This is a genomic window from Streptococcus cuniculi, assembly GCF_004570575.1.
Classification (GTDB): domain Bacteria; phylum Bacillota; class Bacilli; order Lactobacillales; family Streptococcaceae; genus Streptococcus; species Streptococcus cuniculi_A.
Genome location: NZ_SPPD01000010.1, coordinates 52,305 through 76,877, shown reverse-complemented (window position 1 = coordinate 76,877; position 24,573 = coordinate 52,305). Strand labels below are relative to the sequence as shown.

Annotated in this window: 19 protein-coding genes and 1 pseudogene; 2 read left to right on the top strand and 18 right to left on the bottom strand. The window is 43.7% G+C overall.

Annotated features, from left to right (window positions below; all coding sequences use genetic code 11):
* Window positions 1-157 precede the first annotated feature (157 nt).
* From E4T82_RS07750 to E4T82_RS07710, 9 genes are all read right to left on the bottom strand, one after another.
* Entirely contained in the window at window positions 158-3,064 is a 2,907-nt protein-coding gene (locus tag E4T82_RS07750) for an FAD-dependent oxidoreductase (protein ID WP_135182271.1), read from the bottom strand.
* A gap of 3 nt (window positions 3,065-3,067) precedes the next feature.
* Window positions 3,068-3,841 carry a type I 3-dehydroquinate dehydratase gene (gene aroD / locus E4T82_RS07745; protein ID WP_135182270.1) on the bottom strand — a complete coding sequence of 258 codons (774 nt, stop codon included), beginning with the start codon at window positions 3,839-3,841 and terminating at the stop codon, window positions 3,068-3,070.
* Between the two features lie 762 nt (window positions 3,842-4,603).
* A complete protein-coding gene (locus tag E4T82_RS07740; RefSeq protein ID WP_228065095.1) occupies window positions 4,604-5,929 on the bottom strand; it encodes an SLC13 family permease in 1,326 nt (441 codons plus the stop codon).
* A 9-nt stretch (window positions 5,930-5,938) separates the two neighbouring features.
* On the bottom strand, window positions 5,939-6,895 hold the full coding sequence (locus E4T82_RS07735) for an alpha/beta hydrolase (RefSeq protein ID WP_135182269.1): 957 nt from the start codon (window positions 6,893-6,895) through the stop codon (window positions 5,939-5,941).
* A gap of 213 nt (window positions 6,896-7,108) precedes the next feature.
* On the bottom strand, window positions 7,109-7,996 hold the full coding sequence (locus tag E4T82_RS07730) for a shikimate dehydrogenase (RefSeq protein ID WP_135182268.1): 888 nt from the start codon (window positions 7,994-7,996) through the stop codon (window positions 7,109-7,111).
* A gap of 17 nt (window positions 7,997-8,013) precedes the next feature.
* The gene (locus tag E4T82_RS07725) at window positions 8,014-9,219 is read right to left on the bottom strand and encodes an MFS transporter (RefSeq protein ID WP_194185880.1); all 1,206 of its coding nucleotides are present in this window, start codon (window positions 9,217-9,219) and stop codon (window positions 8,014-8,016) included.
* Window positions 9,220-9,351: 132 nt separating this feature from the next.
* Window positions 9,352-10,668, bottom strand: coding sequence for an MFS transporter (locus tag E4T82_RS07720; protein WP_135182266.1), 1,317 nt, complete (start codon window positions 10,666-10,668; stop codon window positions 9,352-9,354).
* A 27-nt stretch (window positions 10,669-10,695) separates the two neighbouring features.
* Complete coding sequence (locus E4T82_RS07715) at window positions 10,696-11,553, bottom strand: SDR family NAD(P)-dependent oxidoreductase (RefSeq protein ID WP_135182265.1); 858 nt, start codon at window positions 11,551-11,553, stop codon at window positions 10,696-10,698.
* Window positions 11,554-11,579: 26 nt separating this feature from the next.
* Window positions 11,580-12,416 (bottom strand): sugar phosphate isomerase/epimerase family protein, encoded by an 837-nt coding sequence (locus E4T82_RS07710; RefSeq protein WP_135182264.1) that lies wholly within the window; start codon window positions 12,414-12,416, stop codon window positions 11,580-11,582.
* Window positions 12,417-12,574: 158 nt separating this feature from the next.
* Here E4T82_RS07710 and E4T82_RS07705 point away from each other — a divergent pair, with 158 nt between their 5' ends.
* Together E4T82_RS07705 and E4T82_RS07700 are read left to right on the top strand one after the other, a co-directional pair.
* Window positions 12,575-13,480, top strand: a complete 906-nt coding sequence (locus E4T82_RS07705) for a LysR family transcriptional regulator (RefSeq protein WP_135182263.1) — start codon at window positions 12,575-12,577, stop codon at window positions 13,478-13,480.
* A gap of 361 nt (window positions 13,481-13,841) precedes the next feature.
* A pseudogene (locus E4T82_RS07700) lies at window positions 13,842-14,794 on the top strand (alcohol dehydrogenase catalytic domain-containing protein).
* Window positions 14,795-15,010: 216 nt separating this feature from the next.
* On the opposite strand, the gene E4T82_RS07695 reads toward E4T82_RS07700, so the two are convergent.
* The 9 genes from E4T82_RS07695 to E4T82_RS07655 form a co-directional block, all read right to left on the bottom strand.
* Window positions 15,011-15,811 (bottom strand): ABC transporter ATP-binding protein, encoded by an 801-nt coding sequence (locus E4T82_RS07695; RefSeq protein ID WP_135182262.1) that lies wholly within the window; start codon window positions 15,809-15,811, stop codon window positions 15,011-15,013.
* Window positions 15,812-15,823: 12 nt separating this feature from the next.
* Window positions 15,824-16,720 (bottom strand): ABC transporter permease, encoded by an 897-nt coding sequence (locus E4T82_RS07690; protein WP_135182261.1) that lies wholly within the window; start codon window positions 16,718-16,720, stop codon window positions 15,824-15,826.
* Window positions 16,721-16,775: 55 nt separating this feature from the next.
* The gene (locus E4T82_RS07685) at window positions 16,776-17,750 is read right to left on the bottom strand and encodes an ABC transporter substrate-binding protein (RefSeq protein ID WP_135182260.1); all 975 of its coding nucleotides are present in this window, start codon (window positions 17,748-17,750) and stop codon (window positions 16,776-16,778) included.
* A 21-nt stretch (window positions 17,751-17,771) separates the two neighbouring features.
* Complete coding sequence (locus E4T82_RS07680; RefSeq protein ID WP_135182259.1) at window positions 17,772-18,743, bottom strand: ABC transporter substrate-binding protein; 972 nt, start codon at window positions 18,741-18,743, stop codon at window positions 17,772-17,774.
* A gap of 1,072 nt (window positions 18,744-19,815) precedes the next feature.
* Window positions 19,816-20,154 (bottom strand): YlbF/YmcA family competence regulator, encoded by a 339-nt coding sequence (locus E4T82_RS07675; protein WP_135182258.1) that lies wholly within the window; start codon window positions 20,152-20,154, stop codon window positions 19,816-19,818.
* A 12-nt stretch (window positions 20,155-20,166) separates the two neighbouring features.
* Window positions 20,167-21,270, bottom strand: a complete 1,104-nt coding sequence (locus E4T82_RS07670; protein WP_135182257.1) for a prephenate dehydrogenase — start codon at window positions 21,268-21,270, stop codon at window positions 20,167-20,169.
* A 2-nt stretch (window positions 21,271-21,272) separates the two neighbouring features.
* Window positions 21,273-22,439 carry a chorismate synthase gene (gene aroC, locus E4T82_RS07665; RefSeq protein WP_135182256.1) on the bottom strand — a complete coding sequence of 389 codons (1,167 nt, stop codon included), beginning with the start codon at window positions 22,437-22,439 and terminating at the stop codon, window positions 21,273-21,275.
* Window positions 22,440-23,114: a type I 3-dehydroquinate dehydratase gene (aroD, locus tag E4T82_RS07660; RefSeq protein ID WP_135182255.1), complete on the bottom strand. Its 675-nt coding sequence runs from the start codon at window positions 23,112-23,114 to the stop codon at window positions 22,440-22,442. It abuts the gene before it with no gap.
* Window positions 23,111-24,274 (bottom strand): class I SAM-dependent rRNA methyltransferase, encoded by a 1,164-nt coding sequence (locus E4T82_RS07655; RefSeq protein ID WP_135182254.1) that lies wholly within the window; start codon window positions 24,272-24,274, stop codon window positions 23,111-23,113. The genes aroD (E4T82_RS07660) and E4T82_RS07655 overlap by 4 nt, the downstream gene beginning before the upstream one ends.
* Window positions 24,275-24,573 lie beyond the last annotated feature (299 nt).

Below are 24,573 nucleotides of genomic sequence, written 5' to 3'. Positions count from 1 at the left end.
AGACAATTGAATGATTTCTAATTTCTCTTCTACTGATTTTTGACTTCTTTTGGACATAGGAAAACTCCCCTTATAGTGTCTAGTGAATTTTTGTTTTTTCACTGTCTACTATATGGGGAGTATATCATTATCCCAAACTCTTTTTGATTCCTATCAATTATCTTGCAACTTGCTCTGCGGCTAGCTTACCAGAGGTAAGAGCCCAAGCATTGTTGGCACCAGATGGTGAATCTGTTCCCATAACACCGCCGACAACCTCACCAGCAGCATAGAGGCCTGCGATTGCTTGACCATCTTGGTTCATCACCTCTAGTCGGTCATTGACGACTAAACCTCCCATGGTTGTTGCAAAACGTGGTTTTTGCTCAATCATGTAGTATGGACCTTCGCCAACTGGAACTTGAAGAAATTCAATTTGACGGTCGAAATCTTCATCTTTTCCATTTGCGACAAAGCTGTTGAAGCGCTCAACGGTATTTACAAGAGCATGGGTATCCATACCGGCTAAATCTGCCAATTCTTCTAGCGTATCAGCATGGAAGAGATACGGAGTCTTGCTACCATTACTTGCCAACCATTCTTCTACTTCCTTCTCTGAAATACCACCCTCTGCAATTTCCTTGCGGAAGATAGAGAAGTGATGCTGGTCGAGTAAGAGGTACAGAACTTTGGCGTCTTGTTCCATCAAGACATCGAGAATGTCATGGTTACTTGCGCGTTCATTGACCACACGTTGACCATTTGTATTGACCAAGAGACCATTTTCGCGAAGCACCGCAATGTTTCCGCCGATGGTTGATTTGGCAGTACCAGATGAAACTTCGACACCGTTTGGATAGATTTTTCCGAGATCCATCATCAGGGTTGCCGCATTGACATCTGGCGCTTGCGCCATCTGTACTCCTTCACCCATAGAGGAGCGTGTTCCGTAGAACAAGACATCTTTCAATTCGTCTGAGAGCATGGCCTTGTTGTTTCCATAACCACCGGTTGTAAGAATCACTGCTTTTGAAGAAATGCGGTGTGTGGTTCCATTTTCTTCAATCGCAACGAGACCAGTCACACGCCCTTGGCCATCTGTCAAGAGTTTTTCAGCCTTGGTTTGGAGCAATAAGTTAACAGATGAAGCAGCCATTTTCGCACGAACAGAAGCCGCAAATCCGTGACCACCATGGGCATACGCCAATTCACGATTCTTACGGTATTCAGCAAGGACATGCAAGCCACCTGCCATGTCATACTCTACTCCAACATAATCATGCACCCAATCCGTTGCCTGACCGACATTGTTGGCCAAGAGTTCAAGGAGTTCCATGACATTTTTATGGTTTCCATTTTCAAGGAAGTCTTCCATCATCAGTTGAGGCGTATCGTCAAGAACGCCTGATTCATGTTGGAGGCGAGAACCCATGACGACCTGATTCCCACCTGAAACGGAGATGGCACCACCGATAAAGCTAAGTTTTTCAACGAGAGCAACGGACAAGCCAAGCTCATCTGCTCGAAGCGCCGCAGCAATCCCTGCTGCACCACCACCAACGACGACTACATCTACTTCTTCTTCGATGACTTGCGTTGAGCGTTCAATGACTGGTTTTTGACGGGCTTTTAAGACATCCACTGCATCTTGACCGCTAGCTTGAAGAGCTGCTTCTGCCACCCCATCAATAACCCCTTGACTGGTTGATGATGCACCTGAAACAGCATCGACATTGAGGGTCTGGAACTCAATGATTTGTTTTGGCATCCGTTCAAATACCAAGTCAGAAAGGCCTGCTGACTCACCACCACTGTCAATTTCGATGGCTGTAATGCGTGTCTCATCAAAGGTCACGACCATCGGCAATTCACTATTGTGACCATGCGCGGTTACGTGGTATTGACCTGGTGTAAAGGCTAAGTCCTGACTCATCAATTCCGCCAAGCGAGCTTGTTTTTTCTTTTCTGCCTCAATGTCTTTGACCAAGAAGAAGGTATCGTCCATAAATTGCCACAAAGGTGTTGGAATGACCAATTCTTCACGGTCATGAATATCGGCAAATGGACGAACTTCCTTACCGTCACGGACAACGTTCACCCAGTCTGGCTCTGTCAAGAAGCCTTTAGCAACAGCTAGTAAATCATAGCCTGCTTCTAAAGCACCTTCTGCATCTTCTTTCTGGAGAATGCCTCCGACACCCATGACAGGAATTTGAGCTAGTTTTTCAGAACGCTCTGCAAGGAACTTGGTGATGAGCATTTCCGGATCAGTGATATCCACAATCGAATTACGAGTGTAGATTCCCATTGAGAAATGAACATAATCCAAGTCGTATTCCGCCAAGGTATTCAAGAGATACATGGTATCTTCAAAGCGAATACCAGGCTCTTCTAACTCTTCTGGTGAGAAGCGGTAGCCGAGTACAAAATTTTCTGCTCCTTCTTCTTCGATGACACGTTTTGCTGCCTTCACGACCTCAACTGGGAATTTTGCCCGTTTTTCTCTGCTGCTACCCCAGGCATCTTCACGACGGTTGGAATGTGGAGAGAAAAATTGTTGGATCAGATAAGTATTGGCACCGTGTAATTCAACACCGTCAAACCCAGCTCGGATAGCACGACGCACACCTTCGGCAAAGGCATCAATCATGTCTAAAATCTCACGATGCGTCATCTCTGTTGGCACAGGTGCATTGGGACGAAGAGCGGCTACTGCAGAAGCTGAGACGGGATTTTTCCCTTCGTTCATTTCTGGGAAGGCCATCCGACCTGCGTGATAAATCTGAATGAAGGCTTTTGAACCCTTGTCTTGAATAGCCTTTGCTAGACGGGCCAAGCCCTCAATTTTATCGTCCTTATCAATTCCGACCGCACCGTAAAAGCCACGCCCATAATTTTCCACGAAGGCAGATTCGACGATAACAGCACCAACCTCGCCAGCACGATGGGCGTAGTAGCGAATCAATTCTTCTGTCATACTTCCGTCAAAATAAGCGGACTGGGTTGTCATTGGAGAGACGATAACTCTATTTTTTAGTTCTACTCCAGAAGCTAGTCGAACGGTTTCAAAAAGTTTTTTTGTCATGTATTATTCCTCGTCTGTTAATTTTAAAGTCGATAGTATCTCGCGCAAAACGGTCACTGGTACTTGTCCAGGAGCAGAAGCCTGTGCTGCTGCCCCAAAGGTTGCTGAAGAACCAAAGACCTCCCCGCTGATACGGCTGACCATACCAAGTGCTCCCATTGACATGGTAATCAAGGGACAACTAGTTGTTTCATAGACCTCAGCGGTTGCTTGAAGCAAGGTCAAAACATCTTGGTTAGACTGAGGCATCACCGCAATCTTACAAATATCCGCATTTTTTTCTTCCATGAGGCGCAATCTACGGACAATCTCATCCTTAGCAGGTGTGGCATCAAAGTCATGATTACACATGACAATCTTAACTCCTTTTGCATTTGCAAGGGCGATTATCTCTGCCACTTCGTTTTCTGGCATGAAGAGTTCAACGTCCATCAAATCTGCATGGCCATTTTCTAAGACAGCACGGTAAATTTCAAAGTAGAGTTCATCTGAAATCTCTAGGACACCACCCTCTTTAGCCGTACGGAAGGTGACAAGAACAGGTTTTCCTGCTGCTTCTCGAACTTGATGCGAAAGCTCTGCTACTTTTGCTGGATTCATCACAGCCTCGTAAAAGTCGATGCGCCACTCAATCACATCGCAGTCCAAGGTCTTTGCTTGTGCCGCTGCAGCAAGAATCTCCTCGGCTGTTTTGCCCACTAAAGGCACAATAATCTTTGGTCTTCCCTTGCCAAATGTGATATCTCCAACCGTTACATAGTTAAAATTATCTTTCATGTCAACCACCTTTTTGTGATAATATTCATTTAGAATTATACCAAATCCTACCTGCCAAATCTAATAGATATATTTTGCCAATCAATAGATTTCGTCTATGTTTTGGACTTCGATTTTCATCTAAAAAATGGGAGTCTCGACTCAGAGAATGCTACTACTCAAAGAAAATCAAAAAGCAAACGATTGAACTGAGTTCCGACTAAAAACTTCGGAAAAAGGATAAGCCACCTTGTATGCATCGCACACAGCGCTGTCTTCCTATTTTTCTTTCGTTTTCTTCACGTCGTCACATCTTCAACGAACACGGACTAAGAGCTGTGTGAAAAAGATAGGCAGCTGTTTCGGCTTTAGCCAATTACAGCTGAGAATCCCTTTAGTGGATAGGCAGCTGTTTCGGCTTTAGCCGATTACAGCGGAGAATACCCTTGGGGACAACTACTCCTAGCTCTAAAGGTATTGTATGCCTTTAGAGCTTAGGCTGAAAACCTCCACTGGAGCTTTTCACTCGTCAGATTTTCTATTTTCACTTTGTGCTTTTAACGCTCTCACATCTTATGTAAGGCGAGACTGATAACGTTTGAAGAGATTTTCAAAGAGTATAAAAAGAGCAGGAAGACATGTTTCCTACTCCCGAACTTGCTTATGCTTATATAGTGAATTGAGAAAGGAATAGGACAAGGCAAGGAGCTGCAGATAGAACTAAGCGTTCATCAAAGCGACTTAACGATGTCCTAACCTTTATTCCATTCACTATAGTATTTTTTAAAACGTCAATAGACCGCACAGCAAGGCTGTCAAGACGACAATCACATTGGTCACCATCATGACCTTCGCTCCGTATCTAGTAAAATCATTTACTTCAATCTCACAGAGGGTCGCCCCCACATAGGTGGAGGAATTCATCGGAGTGACACTGGTTGCCAAGGCCAAATTACATACAAATGGTGCGATGATCGCAATCGGTGATAGCCCAAAACTTGCTCCGATGGAAATAAAAAGTGGATAAAAGGCATTATAAAGCTGATAGGGTACAAAATAAATAATCGGAACCGCTAGTAACAAGAAAATAATGTGGATATAGCGAATGAGAAAGGCTGGAAATACTGTTTCTAACAATTGAGCCAGCGAGGCGACCATTGACATCCGACTACCATCTTCTGGCGCTGCATTAAAAATCGCAAGGTAAAAACAGATGGCAATCAGCATCAACAACACATTGAAGAAGGTTCCACCAGCCTTATTCCAGATGTTGCCAAAATCTTTTGGATAGTTGATGAGAGCTGTGACAATCGAAGCTGCGACAAAGACCAGATAAGAAGGCAATTTGAAGTAGGCTAGACAGACGATGACGAGCACAAAAATCGCTAGATTGATCGCAAAGAAGGCTGGTCGTGCATTTGGTTTTTCTCCCACCTTAGTTGAGGTCTCCAGAGTTTCTCCCTCCGGCAAGCCCAAACGTTGGTATTGCTTCTTATGACGGTAAGCAAAGTAGGCATATTGCAAGACAATGGCTGGAAGGAAGCACAAGCCCCATGGAATCGATGCTTGGGCTAAGGACTCAGCATCTGTTCCCGCCATGGTAGCGGACATGACCAGACCAATTCCCCAAGGTAGCCAACACATGGCTGCAATCGCTGTTTGACAGATGATAAAGGCCGCCCTGCGATCCAATTGGAATTTTTTATAGAGCGGAATCATAATTGGAAAGACGATTAGATAGGTAGTGGACATATTAGCCGTCAGATAGGCAATAGCACCTAAGACTGTTGTCAACACCATCACTCCGATGATATTTAAGCGATGTCCTAATTTTTTCATGACCGCACTGATCATGGTATCAAACATCCCAGTTTCAGTAACCATGGTAAAATAAATCAGACCAAAGAGCAGCATATAACCCGTCTGAGCCATCATGGTATTAATCTGCGTAAGGATAAAGCCACTCAATTGCAAAATATCATAGCCCATGAGTAAGCCAAACACAACCGGTACGATGAACATGACAAAATTCATGGAAACTTTATTGGAGACAATACATGCGACAACAATCACAAGCATGATTAAGGCAAGAATTGCAGGACTCATCATTTCTTCCTCCTAACATTTTCGTAATTCTTCTAATAGACCAAACTCACGCTTGAAAGACCAAGCCATCAAGTCATGCACCAAATCAGTATAAGGATGAGGAGCAGCTGTAAAGCAATGTCCTAAGCGTGGTGCGACAAAGAGTTCACAAGGAACACCTGCCCGCAAGAGACGTTGGCTATAATCAATGGCTGTATCGCGCAGGGTATCGTATTCACCAGCGATAATCAGCGTTGGCCCCAAGCCACCTACATCATGGCAGAAACTAGGAAAGGCATAGTAAGACGGTTGCTGACCATTATAGCCACCCAAGTAAGCCGCTTCTGCTCCCATAACTTTCTTGTCTGAACCCATTCTTAACTGACTCAATTGTTGGAATGAATGGGTCGCTTCAATTGCGGTATCAAAGGTCGCACAGTTTAAGACTGTCAGCGCCGGGGTAGGCTCATTACGGTCCCGCAAGTAGAGTGCCAAGCCTTCTGCAATCGTTCCGCCTGCACTCGAGCCATGTAAGCCAAGTTTTTTACAATCTCCACCAAACTCATCTGCATGATGATAGAGATACATATACGCCGCATGACAATCTTCTAATGGGACTGGAAAGGTATAGCCTGTTGCCCCACATAGGCGGTATTCCACTGACACAACAATGGCTGGGACACGCTCTGCTACGGCAATACACCGGGCATTATCCAAGTCGACACTTCCTGCTACAAAGGCACCACCATGAATATCCAGAATCATCGGTGCCTTTTCAACTAGCCCAGCTGGTGTAAAGACGCGAATCTTCAACTCCTGCCCTTCTTCTGGCCCTGGAATCAATCGATCCTCCATGGTCATTCCATCCGGCAATTCATAGCGCATCATGGCTTCTCCCTGCAATTGCTTATGGCGCAAGGTTTCCTCGCTACCATCCGCTATATAGCTCAATAAATGGTGTTCATAACCTGGAAAAGACTGTAATTTCATACGGTTCTCCTTCTATTCTTGTTCACTCTTATTTTATCATGAGATTGATACTTTTTTCACATAGTTTTCCATGAAATTTTAAAAGCGTATTCATAGATTTTCTTTATATATACGATGCGGATTTTGAAGAGTCAACTATTTTGGGGGAACACAGAAAAAGACAAATCCCAAAAATGACATTTGTCTTGCATCTGAAACAACCTAGGCTGTTCTTTATTGAGCATCATCACCGAAGAAGAGTTCGCGGATGTAATCAACTGGCATGTCTTCTCCTGTATGGAGCTTGAAGGCCTCTGCCCCTTGATAAATCATCATACCGATACCATTGATGGCTTTTTTCGCACCATGTTCTTTGGCAAAGCGGAGTAATTCTGTCTCTGCTGGGCTGTAGACCACATCAAAGACCACTAAGTCTGGACGAATAACAGCTGGGTCATTGATCAATTTTTTACCTTCTAATGGTTTCATACCAACCCCAGTTGCATCGATAAAGATTGAGCTTTCCGCAATTGATTGATAGAAGGTCTCTGTATCTTCTAAATCGTTCAAGGTTGCTTTGGTCTGCGTACGAGTGTTTAATTTCTCAACTGTTTGTTCCGCATTTTCATAGCATTTATCCTTGATATTGAAAATACGGACTTCTTTTGCGCCATCAAGACCTAGCTGAATCGCAATCGCTGTTCCAGCTCCACCAGCACCTGCCAAGGTGATGACTTGGTCTTTGACATCAACTCCTTCTGCTGCCAAGGCACGAACCGCACCAGTACCATCTGTACAATGGCCTACCAAGTGTCCCTTACCGTCTTTATTGACAACAGTATTGACCGCACCGACCAATTCTGCTGCTGGTGATAATTCATCCAAGTAAGGAATAATGGCCTGTTTGTTTGGCATTGAAACGTTTGAACCACGGATGCCCAAGGCACGGATACCTTGTACAGCATCTGCTAATTCTTCGTTTCCAACTTCAAAAGCCAAGTAAGCATAGTCTAGACCCAATTTAGCGTATGCCTCATTGTGCATTTTTGGAGAGAGACTGTGGCGGATTGGAGTCGCAATTAAGCTAACTAATAAGGTGTGTCCTGACAAACGTTCTGACATGTGAATACCTCTTTCTATTATTTGTAAAAAATGGTTTGGTAACGTTTATGTACAATGAATAAACAAACGGAGCCTAGAAAGGCTAAACTAATAATCAAGATGAACACATTATTTAAATTGTGTTCTGCTAAAATTCCAGTCAAATAGGGAATCCCCATGACTGCAATCGAAGTCGCAAGCGAATAGTAGCTGGTAATCAACCCACGCTTGAATGGGAAAAACTCGAGCAAAATCGCAAGCCCCAATTGCCAGATTCCTCCTGCGGCAAAAAATCCGACTACAAAGGTGGAAAACATGACCGTATAGAGATTGGGAAAGAGAATCATCAAGAGTAGGGCAAGCCCCGTCATCGTTGTACACCCAATCATGAAGACAGGAACATTGATTCCGCGATTGACAATAAAGGAAGTCAGAAAGACCGAGATAAAGGAGAAGATACTATAGGCACTCACCAAGACCAGGCTATCTGCTTCTGCCATTCCAATCGCCTGCTGGGCAAATGATGGAATCCAAGTGATATAGATGTTAAAGAGCGAAACAGATACGAAGGAAAAGATGAGTAAGGCTAGTCCCTCCACCCTAAAATTCGCCTGTTTGCGACGAGCGACTGGCTCAACATCTACAGTTGATTGTACCTCAACATCTGGCTTTTTCTCGACTGCTGGAAATGGGAGTTTGAGAGAAACGACCAAATTCAAGATCATGCAGACAGCAGATACGATAAAAGTCCAACCGAAGTAATGACCATTTTTTAAAATGAAGCTCGTAATAATTGGGAACACAAACTGTCCCATGGAGATAAAGGCCTTGTTTAATACACTCAAGGCACTATTGCTATTGCGGCTCTCAAAGGCTTCAACAACGACTGGATAGGTACTGGTATCCAAGAAGGCATTTCCAAATCCAGCAAAGATTGAAATGATGAAGGCCACGATGTAATTCGGTGCAAGAAGCAAGCCGATAAAGAAAATGATATAGGAAATAATCCCCAACAGAACCGCACGTCTGCGCCCGAGGGTATCGGAAATCACCCCGGCCGCATTGATACTTAAAATACGTCCTAGCCCAATCGAACTGATCACCAAGGTAATCTGACTGATACTCGCTCCCCAGTTCTCACGGAGCACAGACATATTTTGTGACACGATAATCGTTGCAATTCCTTGAAAGATATAGTTTACATATAAACTACTGATGGTCGGTATATATTTGTTTTTACTCACAGGAATCTTACTTCCCCTCTCATTCCAAATCAGTATAATGACAAACAGATAATCCGTTGCATGAGACGACAGGAAGCAGAAGCCCCAACCAATCCCTACTTGTTGGAGTTTCTGCTTTTATCTGTCATCTGTTTATTTTTTAGAGTTTGAGAAAATGGATACTCCAAAGATATGACGGTAGCGTGTTCCAGCAAACAACATCAAGGCTGCTGAAGCAATACCTGTTACGGCTACAATCACCATGATAATCTCTGCTTTTCCTGACGCAATCAAGCTGGCTGCCAACTGCGGCACGATGTAAGAACCAAGCGCCATTACAAAGTAGTAAATACTTGTGTTACGACCTTTGTTGGTATCAAAGAACTGGTTCAAGACCGCATTTCCCATTTGGAGCAAACCACCCGCTGAACAGAAACCAACGACAATCCCTGCAATCGTTAGGGTAGTTGGGCTTGGCGCAAGGAAGACGACCAAGCCTGCCAATCCTGCAAAGATTGGACTAACCACTAGAATCGCAATATCACGAATACCACGCGCCATCATCAATGAAAAGACAATGGTTGCTACTAACCCACCCAATTGATAGAGTGAGGTCACCGATGCGGCTGCCGTTTCAGACATATTGAGCACATTTTGCGCGTAGATTTTTGAGGCTTGTTGGAAGAGGTAGAAATTAGAATAGATAGTCAAGGCAAAGAGTGGTAAAATCACCCCATCAATTGCAAATTTTCCTTCATTTTTCTTGACAAGACCAGTCGTTGCACCACCGCCAGCAGCACTTTGACGTGCCTCTAATTGACGAATCGCTTCTGACGGAGACAATTTCTCTGCCTTTTGCAAATCCGCATCTGGGAAGTGGGCAAAGATGACCCCTACCAAGACCAGTAAGCTCAAAACGAATGGCAAGATAATCCCGATTTGTGGATTGAGGTTATTGGTTACGAGGAAAGCGACAAATAATGGATACAAAATAGAAGAAATGGAAATCAAGGCCTTGCTTAAGACAGAAGCTGTTGCTTTGTTTTCTGGGTACATTTCAAACAAGGCTGGGTTGATAGCACCATCGAACAAGGATGTCATCGCTCCCCCTACAAATCCAAGAATCTTCGCAACAAAGATATCTGTCGCAAACAAGAAAGCACCAAACATCAAGACATATCCAAGCAATCCTGCCACAATCAATGGCTTGCGTCCAATTCTATCAGACAAGGGGCCTGAAAAGACAAGGAAGGAGATTTTTCCGATTCCTGTCCAAGCAATCGCACCCAAAACAGCGGCCGTAGCAATCTTCATTTTGTCTGGATCTGACAAATCAGCAGCGCTGATCAAATTCCATTTGACTGCAAAGAATTTAGCATTTTGAGAAATCGTGAGTGCCTGGATTCCATGACAGAAGTAAGCCATCCATAGCAACATTGCTGAAAAGTTGTATTTATTATTCTTAAACATTTACGTCATAATCCCTTCAATAAGATATTAGTTGTTTCCTTTTAAACGCTCTAGGTAAGCCTCATGCTCCTTGATGGCATACTCGCGACGGCCACCAGGTTTTGGTGTCTGGTCTCCCATCATGATGCCAAATCCACCCTCGACACGTAGCTCATGTCCATTGGTATAATCTGAACGATCACTTGCAAGGTATAAGACAGCATTGGCAATATCCATGGTATTTCCAATCCGTTTATTGGCTGTAAGAGCCTTACGTCCTTCTTCGACCACTGGATCAGCATAGAAGGCTTCTGATAATGGTGTTTTCACAAAGCATGGTTGGATACAGTTGCTACGTATACCAAATTGTCCCCATTCTGCCGCCATCTGGCGTGACATCATATTGACACCTGCTTTGGTAGAGCTGTATGCTGCCGAATAAGTTTCTGGAAAGACGGAGGCAATGGTTGAAATATGCACCATATTTCCTTTTCCTTGCTTGATGAATTGACGACCGAAGCGTTGGGATACCAAGAAATACCCTGTCAAATTAATGTCAACTGTCTGACGCCATTCTTCAAGCGGCAAATCTTCAAGCGGACAAGCCCGAAGCATGGCTGCGGTATTGACCAAAATATCCACTTGACCAAATGTTTCGACTGCCAATTCTACTGCGCGGTCCACATCGGCTTCGACGGTCGAATTGGTCGCAACTGCCAAGGTTTTCACGCCGTACTCTGTTGCAATCTCTTGGGCGTATTCTTTCAAGGCATCTTCACGAATATCAAGTAGTACAACGTTGGTCCCTTGTTTTGCAAACTCCTGTACAATGGTCTTCCCCATTCCACCAACAGCTCCTGTTACGACGGCTGTTTTTCCACTAAGACCCAACCAATTATCTGACATATTGTTTCTCCTTCTTCTCGTTTTAGTTATGGTAATAATTCTGGCCATACTTGCGCCAAGACGTTTTTCGTATGTTCAAAGGTGTATTGACTTGCTTCTGCGAGTCCTTTTGCTAAAATCGCATCCGAAATCACTTCTACACCGACAACTTTTGGTGAAATTCCTGCTTCTTTGACCATCTTGAGGAAGCCAGCTGTATCTTTAGCTCCTGTTCCTGGTGCCAAGCGGTCATGCATGGACTCATCACGGAGGATAGAGGCTGCGTATGGACGCTCGTAGGCATCGTTGATTTGGATGGAAATGACTTTTGCTGCTTCTTCAGGCGTCAAAGCTCTGTAAGGCTGGTCTGCCCGCACCCAATGCCAGGTATCAAGGATCAGCATCGCATTGTCTGCACCTGATTCTTTTACAACTGCATAAGCCTTGTCAAAGGTTGGCAAACCGCTGTAAGGCATCGGCTCCACTCCGATAATCACATCACCCGCGCGTTGGCACAATTCTTTTAACTTTTGAGCCGTATATTCGACAGAATAGTTTTCCATCAACCCGCAGTTGATATGGCCTACATTAAAGAGACGACACATGTGGAAACACATTTGTTCTTTGTATTTTTGCTCATAGCTTCTCTGTTCTTCTGCCCATTGTACGATGTATTCTACTTCTGAAACAACGATTTGATATTTTTCAAGTATAGCTAGAATCTCTTGATCTGTCAAACCCTCATTCAAGGCATCAACATAGGTCTCAGCCCGCAAACCAATCGCTTCATAACCTGCCTCTTTTGCAGCCTTCACACGGTCTTCAAAGCGACATTGATCGCCCAATGTCCAAGAACTAATCGTAATCGGTGAAATATGTGACATCTTTGTGTCCCCTCCTTTGTTAATTTTTTCACTTTCTATAGTTTTTATTATAGAACTAGGAAGCACAAATTACAAATGAATTTTTTCACAAGAATTGATAGAAAAAATTTATATATTTTGCTATAATGGGGGAATTAGAAAAGAAGAAAGGATGGCTTATGAACTTACAACATCTCCGTTATTTTTTAACATTAGCCGACCTAGAGCATTATACCGATGCCGCAAAGAGCTTACACATTACCCAACCAACTCTGAGCCATGCCATCTCTATGTTGGAAGAAGAGGTCCAAGTGTCTCTTTTCACCAAGCAGGGACGAAATGTCATCTTAACCGAACAGGGAAAAGAATTTTACACCACGGTCCAATCATCACTGGCGATTTTGGACTCCGGTGTACAAAATTTACAGCGCCGCTACACCAATAAACCCAATATTCACCTAACCCTTCTACGCGTTCTCGGGCGAAAAGCTGTCCCGCAACTCGTACGAAAGTTCATTGAAGCCTATCCCGAAACCGATGCAATCTTTGATTTTCATAATGATAGCGGCATGTCGCACGATATGATTGAAGGCTTAATCCAAGATAAATACGATCTTGCCTTTTGCTCCAAACTAGATGACTATCCAACCATTTCCTATATTCCTATCTTCTCTCAGGATTTAGTCCTGATTGTTCCCAAACAACACCCTCTCTCTACACAAGAAACCGTGACAGTAGAGGATACCCTCATTTTTCCTCAAGTCTGGTTTTCAAAACGCAGTGGTGTCCGCCCTGTCATTGAACAACTCTATCAGCCATTTACAGAAAAACCGCAAATCGCCTTTGAAGTCAGCGAAGACGAAACTGTGGCAGGCCTTGTTGCCCAAGGGTTTGGTCTAGCCATTATTCCTAAATTTGATTTCCTAAGCAGCATTGAGGACATTGAAGTGATTGAAATCGATGAGCTCAAAGATGCCCGCATCTACTACGCCGCCTATCGCAAGGATAAATCACTCTCAAATGACCTGAAAAACTTCATCGACTTCATCACCACGTCTTCAATGGAACTTGGAGAGATTATCTGAAACTGAATACATAACACTATAGTAATTTAGTAAATTTTTTATTAGTACTCATCCTCATGTGGTAGTGGTATAGGAGGAAGTGACCTTCCACGAAGTTCCACAAAATACGAGGACGTTAGAACGTTCGGAAAAAAGATAGGCAGCTGTTCTAACTTTAGTTCGTTACAGCTACCTGTCATAAAGGTACTTACTATTTTAAAATGCTATTTTAAAATTAAATGATTATAGTAAAAAGATTTGATTAAAGTTGAAACAAGTGATAAAATGTCAATCATCATCAGGCAAAGACTTTTTCTTGATGTATTCTCATTTTAGTAAGGAGATTTGCATGACAAGCATGATTGTATCAAAATCAGAAGAAATGCAAGCAATTGTGGTCGAAAAACCAGGAGATCACTCCGTGCTTCAGAACAAGACTGTTCCAAAACCCAAGGTGAAGCCCGGTTGGTCTCTCATCAAGATTAAAGGTTTTGGAATCAATCGATCTGAAATCTTTACTAGGCAGGGACTGTCTCCGAATGTCCATTTTCCAAGAATTTTAGGTATTGAATGTGTGGGTATCATTGAGGAGTCCACTGACCCTGTTCGCCTCCATATCGGAACTAAAGTTGTTTCACTCATGGGCGAAATGGGAAGAGATTTTGATGGCTCCTATGCAGAGTTCGTTCTTCTGCCTAATACTCAAATATATCCAATCAAGACCAAACTGGATTGGACAACTCTTGCAACCATACCAGAAACCTATTATACAGCATATTTAGCGCTGGTGAGTTTACGTATTCAACCGACTGACGCCGTCTTAGTTCGCGGAGCAACTAGTGGAGTAGGTGTTGCCTTTGCGCAATTTTTGAAGGCTCAATTCCAGATATAAACCTTACAGGAACTAGTCGTCACAAAAATAAGAAAGCCCAGTTAACACAGATTGGATTTGATCAAATTATCTTAGATCAAGAAAATCTACTTCAAACGGACGAATCCTATGACAAGGTTTTAGAATTGATTGGTCCAAAGACGATTGCCAATAGCCTTGAACATACCAAAGACTTCGGTATTGTTTGCAGTGCAGGACAGCTTGGCGGTCAGTGGTTTTTGGAAAACTTTGATCCGATTATGGCTTTACAAGGCAATCGGTATTTGACAACAGCCTATTCAGGTCGAATCTCTCAAGAAAGCCTCCAAGCCTTATTTGACTATATAGAACGTTATAAGGTGGTGGTTAAACCTGAAAAAATCTACAACCTAAGCGAGGTAGGACTTGCTCATCTTCGAATGGAAACCGAAAATAGTTTTAGAAAAAATATCGTTTTACTATAGAAAACGATAGGTAGCTGTTCTCGCTTTAGCGAGTTACAGATGAGAATCCCTTTAGTGGATAGGCAGCTGTTCTAGCCTTCGTTAGTACCGACAAATTGGTGGACGGCAAATCAGACAAATGACGCTTGGAGAGATGCTCAAAAACAGAAAAACGAGAGCACCTAAAATCCTACACAAAAAGCCCAATCCATGGGCTTTTTGTGTATCAATGCTAGACTAGAGCATCATTTCATCGTCTGTCAGGGTTTGACCGCTGTTTTTGTGGAACAGGTCCATGAGGTGTTGAACGGTCAAGTTGGCTTTTTCTTCTCCGCGGACATCTACGACGATGCGACCTTGGTGAAGCATGACCAGACGATTGCCATATTCAATCGCATTTTCCATATTGTGGGTAATCATCAAGGCGGTTAACTTGTCTTTCTCGACGATTTTCTTGGTCAACTTCATCACCATATCACTGGTCTTTGGATCAAGGGCAGCCGTATGCTCATCTAGGAGCAAGACCTTTGGTTTCACCAGAGAAGCCATTAAGAGGGTCAGAGCCTGACGTTGGCCACCTGATAGGAACTGCGTATCTACTTTCATTCGATTTTCAAGTCCTAGATCCAGTTTCTTCAGTGCTTCTTTAAACACCTTGCGCTCGCTGTCCTTTACTCCCCAGCTCAGACCGCGGGAAAGACCACGGCGATAGGCTATCGCCATGTTCTCTTCAATGGTGAGGCGGGAAGCTGTTCCCATTTTAGGATCTTGGAAAACACGACTGATTTCACGCGCCCGTTTGGCTGCTGGGATGTTCTTAATCGACTTTCCTTCTAGCAAAATATCGCCTGCATCAACTGTTAAGGCACCCGCTAGACTGTTCATCAAGGTAGACTTCCCAGCACCGTTTCCTCCAATAATCGAGATGAAATCCCCTTCTTGTACATCCAAATTCATTCCCCGCAAGACATGATTTTCATTGATTGTCCCTGCTTCAAAGGTCTTATGAATATCTTGGATGGATAAAATTATTGTCATGTTCTAATCCCCCTAAGCTGATGTTTTTGATAGATTGGGCTTGCGAATCTGCAATTTTTTCTGCAATTCTGGTACAAAGAGCACCACCGCAAGCAGAGTCGCAGAGAACAATTTCACCAGATCGGCATCCATGCCCGGAATTTCAAGAATCGCTAGGATAATCAAGCGATAGACGACCGAACCTAGCACGATAGAAGCCAAACGCCAGCCGATTCGTAGGTTACGCAAGATGACTTCTGCAATGATGACAGAGGCTAGACCGATAACGATGGTTCCTGTTCCAGAGTTCAAGTCAGCATAACCATTGTTTTGCGTCAAGAGAGCTCCACAGAGCGCAATCAAACCATTGGATAGCATGTAGCCATAGATTTTCATCTTATCAACATTGATACCATTCGCCTCACTCATCGGAATATTATCTCCTGTTGAACGAAGAGCCAGACCAACCTGTGTATTTAACAATAAGGTCAATAAGACAATCACTACCGCGACAAATACCGCACCGATTACCAAAACCGCATAGGTCTTAGTCAAGCCCAGCTTTTGCAATTGGGTCACCAAGGTCTGTTGGCGTAAAAGCGCGACATTAGCCTTGCCGAGGATTTTTAAGTTAATCGAATAGAGCCCTGTCAAGGTCACAATCCCTGTTAAGAGCGCTGGAATTTTCATCTTGGTATGCAGCAAGCCTGAAATAAGACCAGCAAGCATCCCTCCCACGAAAGCAAGTAGGGTGGCAAGTAGAGGGTTCATCCCATTCACAATCCCTGTGGCACAAACTGCTGCTCCCATAGGATAGGCACCTTCTGCTGTCAAATCAGCAATGTCTAAAATACGAAATGTTAAATAAACTCCAATCGCCATGATAGACCACAATAGGCCCTGCGATATACTTGATAATATAAGATCCACGATATTCTCCTTTGATAGGGACTAGCTTGTTGTTTCTACTCCCTCACTTGATGATTTACTTTGATACGGATAGACTTGAAGTATCAATGCCTAGTTTTTTAGCCATTGTCTCGTTCACATGCAGATCCACACTTTCTGGATATTCAACTGCTGTCTTGGCAGGGTCAGCTCCCTCCATGATCCGAATGGCTATCTTAGCTGTCTGACGACCTAGGGCTTCATAATTGGTTCCATAGGTCAACAAGCCACCATCATCCACCATATCTGTCGAACCGCCAATAACAGGTACCTTGTATTGAAGAGATAATTCGCCAATCATGGTCATGGTGGAGGCAACCGTATTATCTGTTGGAACAAAGACTGCGTCAACCGATTTCATCAAACTAGTCACTGCATCTTGGACTTCATTGGTATTGGAAATCCCCTTTGTCATGACCTTATAGCCTGCTTTTTCCAGCAAGGGCTTGGCTTCTTCAACCTGCACTTCTGAATTACGCTCGCTCGTGGTATACAAGATGCCAACTGTTTTCGCCTTTGGCACAGCTTGACCTAGCAGTTCAATCTGCTTATCAATCGGTGCCTGATCACTCGTTCCTGTTAACATACCTCCAGGCTCCTTTATAGAACGAACCAGGTCAGCAGAGATCGGGTCCGTTACAGCTGTAAAAAGAACGGGGGTATCGGTAGAAATATTCGCCAAACTTTGGGCTGCAGGTGTGGCAATGGCTAGAATCACATCATTGTTTCCGACCAGTTGCTCGGAAATCGTTTGAAGATTGGCTTGATCGCCTTGCGCATTTTGGTAGTCAAGGGTGATTTTTTCACCTGCCTTGTAGCCATTTTCTGCCAATTCAGCCTCAAATCCTTTACGGGCAGCTGATAGAGAATCGTGCTCCATATACTGTAAAATACCGACTTTTACCGTATCGCTATTGGTCTTCTGATTATCCGAGGACGAACAAGCTACAAGAGCAAGGGCACTAAGACCAAGGATAGACGTGTTTAGCAAATATTTTCCGATTTTATTCATAGATTTTTTCTCCCATAGTATTTATTTTCCTAGTTCTTTAATCATTTCTGGATCAATTCCAATCGCTTTGGCCATTTCTTCATTGACTGCAATGGCTCCTTTTTCAGGTGTCTTTACTGCTACATCTGCTGGCTTTTCACCTTTTAGGATACTTACCGCTAACTCACCAGCCTGCACACCGATTGCGTGGAAATCTACCCCGTATGTAAAGAGAGTTGCTTCTAAGACAGCTTCATCGCTTCCCATTGCTGGTAATTTGGCTTTCAATAGGATATCTCCAATAGTAGAAGCCGTTGACGCAACTGTATTGTCTAATGGAAGGTAGATCGCATCTACCTGTCCTGCCAATGATGTAATCGCTTGTTGCACATCATTAGTAGAGGTAACCGTTTTTACAATAACCTTTAGACCTTTTTCTTCTAGCAACTTCTTCGCTTCCTTGGCCTGTACTTCTGAATTGACTTCGCTTGAATTGTAGAAAATTCCGAAGGTCTTAGCCGTTGGTACAACCTTAATCAACATCTCAATCTGACCGGCAACATCTGTCGCATCTGTTGTTCCTGTCATATTTCCGCCCGGTTTGTCCAAAGAATCCACCAAGCCTGCTGCAACAGGATCGGTTACGGCTGTAAAGAGGGACGGGGTCTCACTGTCAGCGCTCAACAAAGCCTGTGCAGCAGGTGTCGCAATGGCAAAGTTGAGATCATTTTTCCCAGCTAATTGCTCCACCATTGTCTGTAAATTCGCCTGATCTCCCTGAGCATTTTGGTAATCCACAGTCAGATTTTTTCCTTCCGTGTAGCCTGCCTTGTCAAGCGCTTCAAGGAACCCTTTGCGAGCAGATGAGAGGGCATCATGCTCTGCGTATTGGATAATGCCTACTTTTACATCTTCCGCATTTGTCGATGCAGATTTGCCGCCTGTGCCACAAGCAACGAGTGCTACTGTTGAAAGAACGGCTACTGAGCCTGCAAAAAACTGTTTAAATCCCATGATTGAAATCTCCTTTATGATAAATAAAATAGTAGAATGAACAATCTCCCTAGCAGATGCTAGAAAGGAGGTAACCTAATCCCCTGCAAACCTCCTCCCAAAACTAGACTGGTAAAGCCTATGCTAGTTGAAGGTACTAGGGATTGGAAAAGAGCACGGAGTCACATCCTATCTCTGACAGTAGGTAAGGCGGGCGTCCCCTCCCTACACACACTATAGTGAATGGAATAAAGGTTAGGACATCGTTAAGTCGCTTTGATGAACGCCAGTTCTATCTGCAGCTCCTTTCCTTGTCCTATTCTTTTCTCAATCCACTATATATATAGTAGACAGAAAGGTCTGGACTACAAAAATGGGACCGTCTTAGATACATCTAAACGGTCCCTCAATTCAAACTGTAAAATGAAAACAGACTGACTTGACATGCCACTAGATGTATCATCTATGTAGGCATCGTCAAAACTACCACAGCTACATAGATACAAACTTAACGTTCCCGTGTTTGTATCCATGTTCCCATGTCTACAAACACTATCTAAAATAGCTGTAGAAATATGTATGGTTGGCTGATGTTAACTGACCACTCACTAACATATTGTAGTTCTCCGTTTCTCATTTCTTTAAGGATATTAAAATAATAAACCATTTTTATCCACTTGTCAAGAATTTTTATACATAAATTGTCAGATTTTTCAATTTTTTTGATATTTCTCTTGATGATAAGCAGTATTAGGCGTTTCATTTCCTTTTAGTATTCGATCCAATAGTCTGGGAGACTGTTGGAGGTTGGAAATAAAACGAGTGTAACTCGTGTCAACAGCTGCAGACATAATTGAATTCGAGCTAAGCACTGTGTGAAAAAGATAGGCAGCTGTTTCGGCTTTAGCCGATTACAGCTGAGAATCCCTTTAGTGGATAGGTAGCTGTTCTCGCTTTAGCTAGTTACAACTACGAACGCCTTTAGGGGGACGTAGCCGTTGCGAACTCTGTTCGCTTACGGATACGGAAGAAATAATCCAGTGGATTGTTTCTTCAAACAAAGTACACAGTGTACTTTATACGCTTTCATATCTTATAGTAGTTCGTTTAAGGGTTTGAAAATAATTTTTTCCAAATCAGCAATGTAGATAGAAAGCTGTTGCTGCTTGCCAAAGTATTCTACTAGGAGGGGCTGAGCTTGGATTTTTTGATTAAAATCTTTCAAGCGTTCCTGCAAATCCTCACCCGGCAGCTCACCCGCCTGCAACTGCCCTTGAATCTCACGTTGGAAAGAAATGTAGTTCTCCAACAGCTCTTTTGCTTCTTGATTGGCTTCAATCGAATCCTTCATCGCTTCCACTGCCTTGTATTCTGGCAGTTGGCGAATGCTACGCTCTAATTCATTGGCAATATCATAGATATTTTGTGTCATAATAATAGTCTCCTAATCTACGAAAACTTGGTAACTCGTCTGAGTGCGGATGATGCCCTCAGCGCGCTCCAAATCTTCTTTATTTTTAAACGTAATTTGTAAAATACCGTGAATATCCGCTCGATTATCCTCGTTGATACGGATATTGACGACTGAAATCCCCCGCAATAATTCAAGAATCTGTAAAATGGTGTCTTCTTGGTCAGGGATATTGATGAAAAGGTCATAGAAACTGTCCACTCCAGCTCGTTTATGGATTTCCATTTCTTTGCGAATCCGACGCCCTTGATCAAAAAACTGCCAGATAGCCTCCTCAGCGCCTGCTTCTATCAACTGCTGGATGTCTTTTAGACGCTCACCAAACTCTGCCAAGCGCTCGACAATACTCGTCCGATTGGTCATGAGGATACTGGTCCACATGCCTGGCTCGCTCTCTGCAATCCTCGTCATATCTCTGAAACCTCCCGCTGCAAAATGCTGGGTAAAGGGATGGTCTTTTCGATAATCGCCTGCCTGATTCATCAGACTAGAAGCTAAAATGTGAGGAAAATGTGAAATTTGGCTGGTCACACGGTCATGCTCTGCCGCATCAATCTCAACAAAACGTGCATGAAGGCCTGAAAGCACCTCTTTCAAGCTTGGAATCGCATCCGCCTTGGTCAGACGACTAGGCGTGAGAATATAGTAGGCATTCTCAAACAAATGGACATCAGCTGCAATTGCACCTGTCTTATGGCTTCCCGCCATGGGATGGCCACCGATAAAATGAATGTTCCGTACAGATAGGTAGGTCTCTGCCGCCTCCACAATAGCTTCCTTGGTCGACCCTGCGTCGGTCACAAGCACCCCTTCTTTCAGGGGCAAGGTGGACAATTCCTTCAAAAAGTCAATGGTCTGCTGAATGGGCACACAGAGAAAAATGATGTCTGCTTCTGCTGCAAACTGGCTTAGATGGTCTGTTGCCTCATCCACAATTCCATGTTCCAAGGCAATCATCCGAGACTGATCGCCACGATTGTATCCGACAATCCGATACTCTGGATGCTCCCTACGAATCCCCAAGGCTAGCGAACTTCCAATTAAACCCAAACCCACGATATAAATGGTCTTTGTCATGTTTAAAATTCTTTCACAAATCTCCTGTGCTGCTCAACAGCTTCTCTTAGTTCTTCCATGTTGTCTGCCGAGAATTTCTCCATGATTTCTGTCGCAAGAACAGTAGCTACAACTGCTTCCATGACGACACCCGCCGCAGGTAAAGCCGTAGGATCTGATCGCTCCACCGTTGCCTTATAAGGCTCATGCGTCTCAATATCAACAGACATCAGGGGTTTGTAGAGGGTCGGAATCGGCTTCATCACTCCGCGAACGATAATGGGCTCGCCATTGGTCATGCCCCCTTCAAAGCCTCCGAGGTTATTGCTGGATCTGCGATACCCTGTCTCTTTTGACCAGACGATTTCATCCATGACCTGACTGCCTTTACGATAGCCCGCTTGAAATCCTAAGCCGAATTCTACACCCTTAAAGGCATTGATGGATACGACAGCTTGAGCAATTCTTGCGTCCAGCTTGCGGTCCCACTGAACATAGGAACCAAGCCCGACTGGCACACCGCCGACAATGGTCTCAACAATCCCACCGATGGTATCTCCGTCACGTTTGATTTGGTCAATATAATCCTTGATTTCTTCCTCACGTTCTGGATTGACAATCGAAACTTCAGATTGACTGGCACGCATCCGAATGTCTGCTACTGTCAGTCCTTCTGGAACATCGATTTCTTTGCCACCAAAGACGACCACATGATGAGCAATGACAATATCTAATTCGGCCAGCAAGCGCTTTACCACCGCACCGACTGCCACCCGCATCGTTGTCTCACGCGCGCTTGAGCGCTCTAGAGAATTACGCAAATCATCAAAACGATATTTGATGCCTCCAACCAAGTCCGCATGTCCTGGCCGGGGATGAGTGATTCTGCGTTTGCTCTTTAAGCGATCCTCAATGTCTTCTACCGCCATAATATCCAACCATTTTTGATGGTCCTTATTGATGACGTGAAGCGTGATAGGAGCTCCTGTAGTCTTACCATGCCGTACACCAGAGGTGATTTCCACTTGGTCTGTTTCAATCTGCATTCTAGCTCCGCGACCATAACCACCCTGACGGCGTTTCAAATCCGCATTGATGTCTGCTGCTGTCAAGGCCAAACCTGCTGGAACACCTTCGATAATCGCAGTCAAGCGCGGTCCATGAGATTCACCCGCTGTTAAATAACGCATTTACTCCTCCAAGATATTCAAGATTTTGTGAACAGCCGACAAGGCAATTTGCCCTGGGGCACTGGCCTCATCGAGGCTTGCAAATGTCCAGCAAGAGCCTGTAATCACACCTGCCACACGCGATAATTTTCCTAAATGTCCCATAGACATAGTCGCATAGGCCTGCTCCGCATTCAGCGTCTTAAAGCCACGGGTATAGTTCATGACATCGAGGACATCCTGCTCTGTCTGTGCCATCACGGCCATCTTGACAACGGCAGGGGACAAGCTGGTCAACTCCGACATGATTTCCATGTAATTTTCAGGAGTTTCTTCAAAATTATGGTAACTCAAGACCAAGTTTGGAAAGTCCAGCATTTCCTCAAATACTTCTTTGTGTGAATAATATTCAAAGTCGATGAATTCTGGCTGATACAAACCCGCAATTTCTTTTAATAAATGGATATATTCCTCGTTTGTCAACTCAATATGTCCACCTTCACGGCTGGTTCTCAGTGTAAAAATGACTTCTCGACCCACAAATTTTTCAAAAACAGCTGGCGCAACGGTCAAAATTTCCTCCTTAGAAAGAAAGTCAGCCCGCCACTCAATGATATCGGCAACTGCTAATCGGTCTACATCTATATTGGCAACTTCCTCGAGACTGCGAGGCATGATGGGAACTACAATTTTCATTTTTCTACCTGTATCGTAAAGACCTTGAGGTAATTACTACTTTCATCTTTTTGATTGGACACAAAATCGCTCGGCAAGCGATAAGTCTTGAGATAGCGGTGATTACAGCGACCAAATCCCTTTTCGATTTCTTTTTTAAATTTTTCAATCGGAACATTGGAAGCATTCGTTGATGCAATGATGATTCCTTTAGGACTTAAAATCTCTATGGATTGGGCAATCAACTGATGGTAATCCTTGGCTACAGAAAAGGTCTGTTTTTTATTACGCGCAAAACTTGGCGGGTCAAGGACAATCACATCGTAGGTCAAGCCTTTGCGTTTGGCATATTTAAAATACTCAAAGACATCCATCACGATAAAGCGATGCTGATCGACTGCTAGCCCATTTGCCACAAAGTGCGCTTCTGACAATTCTTTTGACCGTTTGGCCAAGTCTACAGAGGTTGTCTCACGAGCTCCACCCATTGCAGCGGCAACGGAAAAAGCAGCTGTGTAGGAAAACATATTCAAGAGACTTTTTCCAGTAGCAAGTCCATCGACTAGTGCTCCTCGTACTTCGTGTTGGTCAAGGAAAATCCCTGTCATCAAGCCATTGTTCAAAAAGACCTGATAGGCCACCCCATTTTCAAAAACAGTCAATTCTTGAGGCGCTTCCTCACCATAAAGGTAGGCTGATTCATAGTCCAGTCCCTTAAAGCGAATCTTTTCATAAGCTCCTAGAACATCTGGATAAACTGCCTGAAATGCTGCCACAATCTCATCCTTAATAGAATAGATATATTCATTATACCACGAAAAGACCGCATAATCCTGATAACGGTCAATGGTGACACCTCCAAAGCCATCGCCATCTTGATTAAACAAGCGGTAGGCTGTTGTTAGAGGCGAATGTTCATAGGATTGTCGCTTTTGTCTTGCTTCCAACAGCAAGGCTTGCATAAAATCCTGATTTATTGGCTCTTTCTTTCTCGAAATAAGCCACCCCACCCCCTTGTTTTGCGCAGAAAGGTAGGCTTGCCCCACAAACTTCCCTTGCCCATTGACCAAATGAACGAGGGCATTTTCTCCCCCAAGAGACGGAAAATCACGTGCTTCCAGCACACAGATTCCCTGCTTAATTTTTCGTTCTACAATGGGGCTTACTGTCAATTCTATCATAACTTGATTATAACAAATTTTACATGATATCTCAAAAAAACTTCTCTTATTCACATGCTAAAGGTGCGAAAAAACGATTTTCAAACTCTTATACTCTTTGAAAATCTCTTCAAACGTTGTCAGCGTCGCCTTGCCGTACGCCAGTACAGCCTTCGGCTAGCTTCCTAGTGTGCTTTTTGATTTTCTTTGAGTATTATCTGTTACGATTTTTGATTGTTTACAAACGATTACTTACCACGCAAACAAATGACTTCGTTCTGACTAACCATTCACGAACTTAAAAATATTAAAACAGGTGA

Bases quoted from the DNA above. Each gene is read 5' to 3' on its own strand.
- E4T82_RS07750 (WP_135182271.1), bottom strand. From the start codon at position 3,064: ATGACAAAAAAACTTTTTGAAACCGTTCGACTAGCTTCTGGAGTAGAA.
- aroD (WP_135182270.1), bottom strand. From the start codon at position 3,841: ATGAAAGATAATTTTAACTATGTAACGGTTGGAGATATCACATTTGGC.
- E4T82_RS07740 (WP_228065095.1), bottom strand. From the start codon at position 5,929: ATGATGAGTCCTGCAATTCTTGCCTTAATCATGCTTGTGATTGTTGTC.
- E4T82_RS07735 (WP_135182269.1), bottom strand. From the start codon at position 6,895: ATGAAATTACAGTCTTTTCCAGGTTATGAACACCATTTATTGAGCTAT.
- E4T82_RS07730 (WP_135182268.1), bottom strand. From the start codon at position 7,996: ATGTCAGAACGTTTGTCAGGACACACCTTATTAGTTAGCTTAATTGCG.
- E4T82_RS07720 (WP_135182266.1), bottom strand. From the start codon at position 10,668: ATGTTTAAGAATAATAAATACAACTTTTCAGCAATGTTGCTATGGATG.
- E4T82_RS07715 (WP_135182265.1), bottom strand. From the start codon at position 11,553: ATGTCAGATAATTGGTTGGGTCTTAGTGGAAAAACAGCCGTCGTAACA.
- E4T82_RS07710 (WP_135182264.1), bottom strand. From the start codon at position 12,416: ATGTCACATATTTCACCGATTACGATTAGTTCTTGGACATTGGGCGAT.
- E4T82_RS07705 (WP_135182263.1), top strand. From the start codon at position 12,575: ATGAACTTACAACATCTCCGTTATTTTTTAACATTAGCCGACCTAGAG.
- E4T82_RS07695 (WP_135182262.1), bottom strand. From the start codon at position 15,811: ATGACAATAATTTTATCCATCCAAGATATTCATAAGACCTTTGAAGCA.
- E4T82_RS07685 (WP_135182260.1), bottom strand. From the start codon at position 17,750: ATGAATAAAATCGGAAAATATTTGCTAAACACGTCTATCCTTGGTCTT.
- E4T82_RS07680 (WP_135182259.1), bottom strand. From the start codon at position 18,743: ATGGGATTTAAACAGTTTTTTGCAGGCTCAGTAGCCGTTCTTTCAACA.
- E4T82_RS07675 (WP_135182258.1), bottom strand. From the start codon at position 20,154: ATGACACAAAATATCTATGATATTGCCAATGAATTAGAGCGTAGCATT.
- E4T82_RS07670 (WP_135182257.1), bottom strand. From the start codon at position 21,270: ATGACAAAGACCATTTATATCGTGGGTTTGGGTTTAATTGGAAGTTCG.
- aroC (WP_135182256.1), bottom strand. From the start codon at position 22,439: ATGCGTTATTTAACAGCGGGTGAATCTCATGGACCGCGCTTGACTGCG.
- aroD (WP_135182255.1), bottom strand. From the start codon at position 23,114: ATGAAAATTGTAGTTCCCATCATGCCTCGCAGTCTCGAGGAAGTTGCC.
- E4T82_RS07655 (WP_135182254.1), bottom strand. From the start codon at position 24,274: ATGATAGAATTGACAGTAAGCCCCATTGTAGAACGAAAAATTAAGCAG.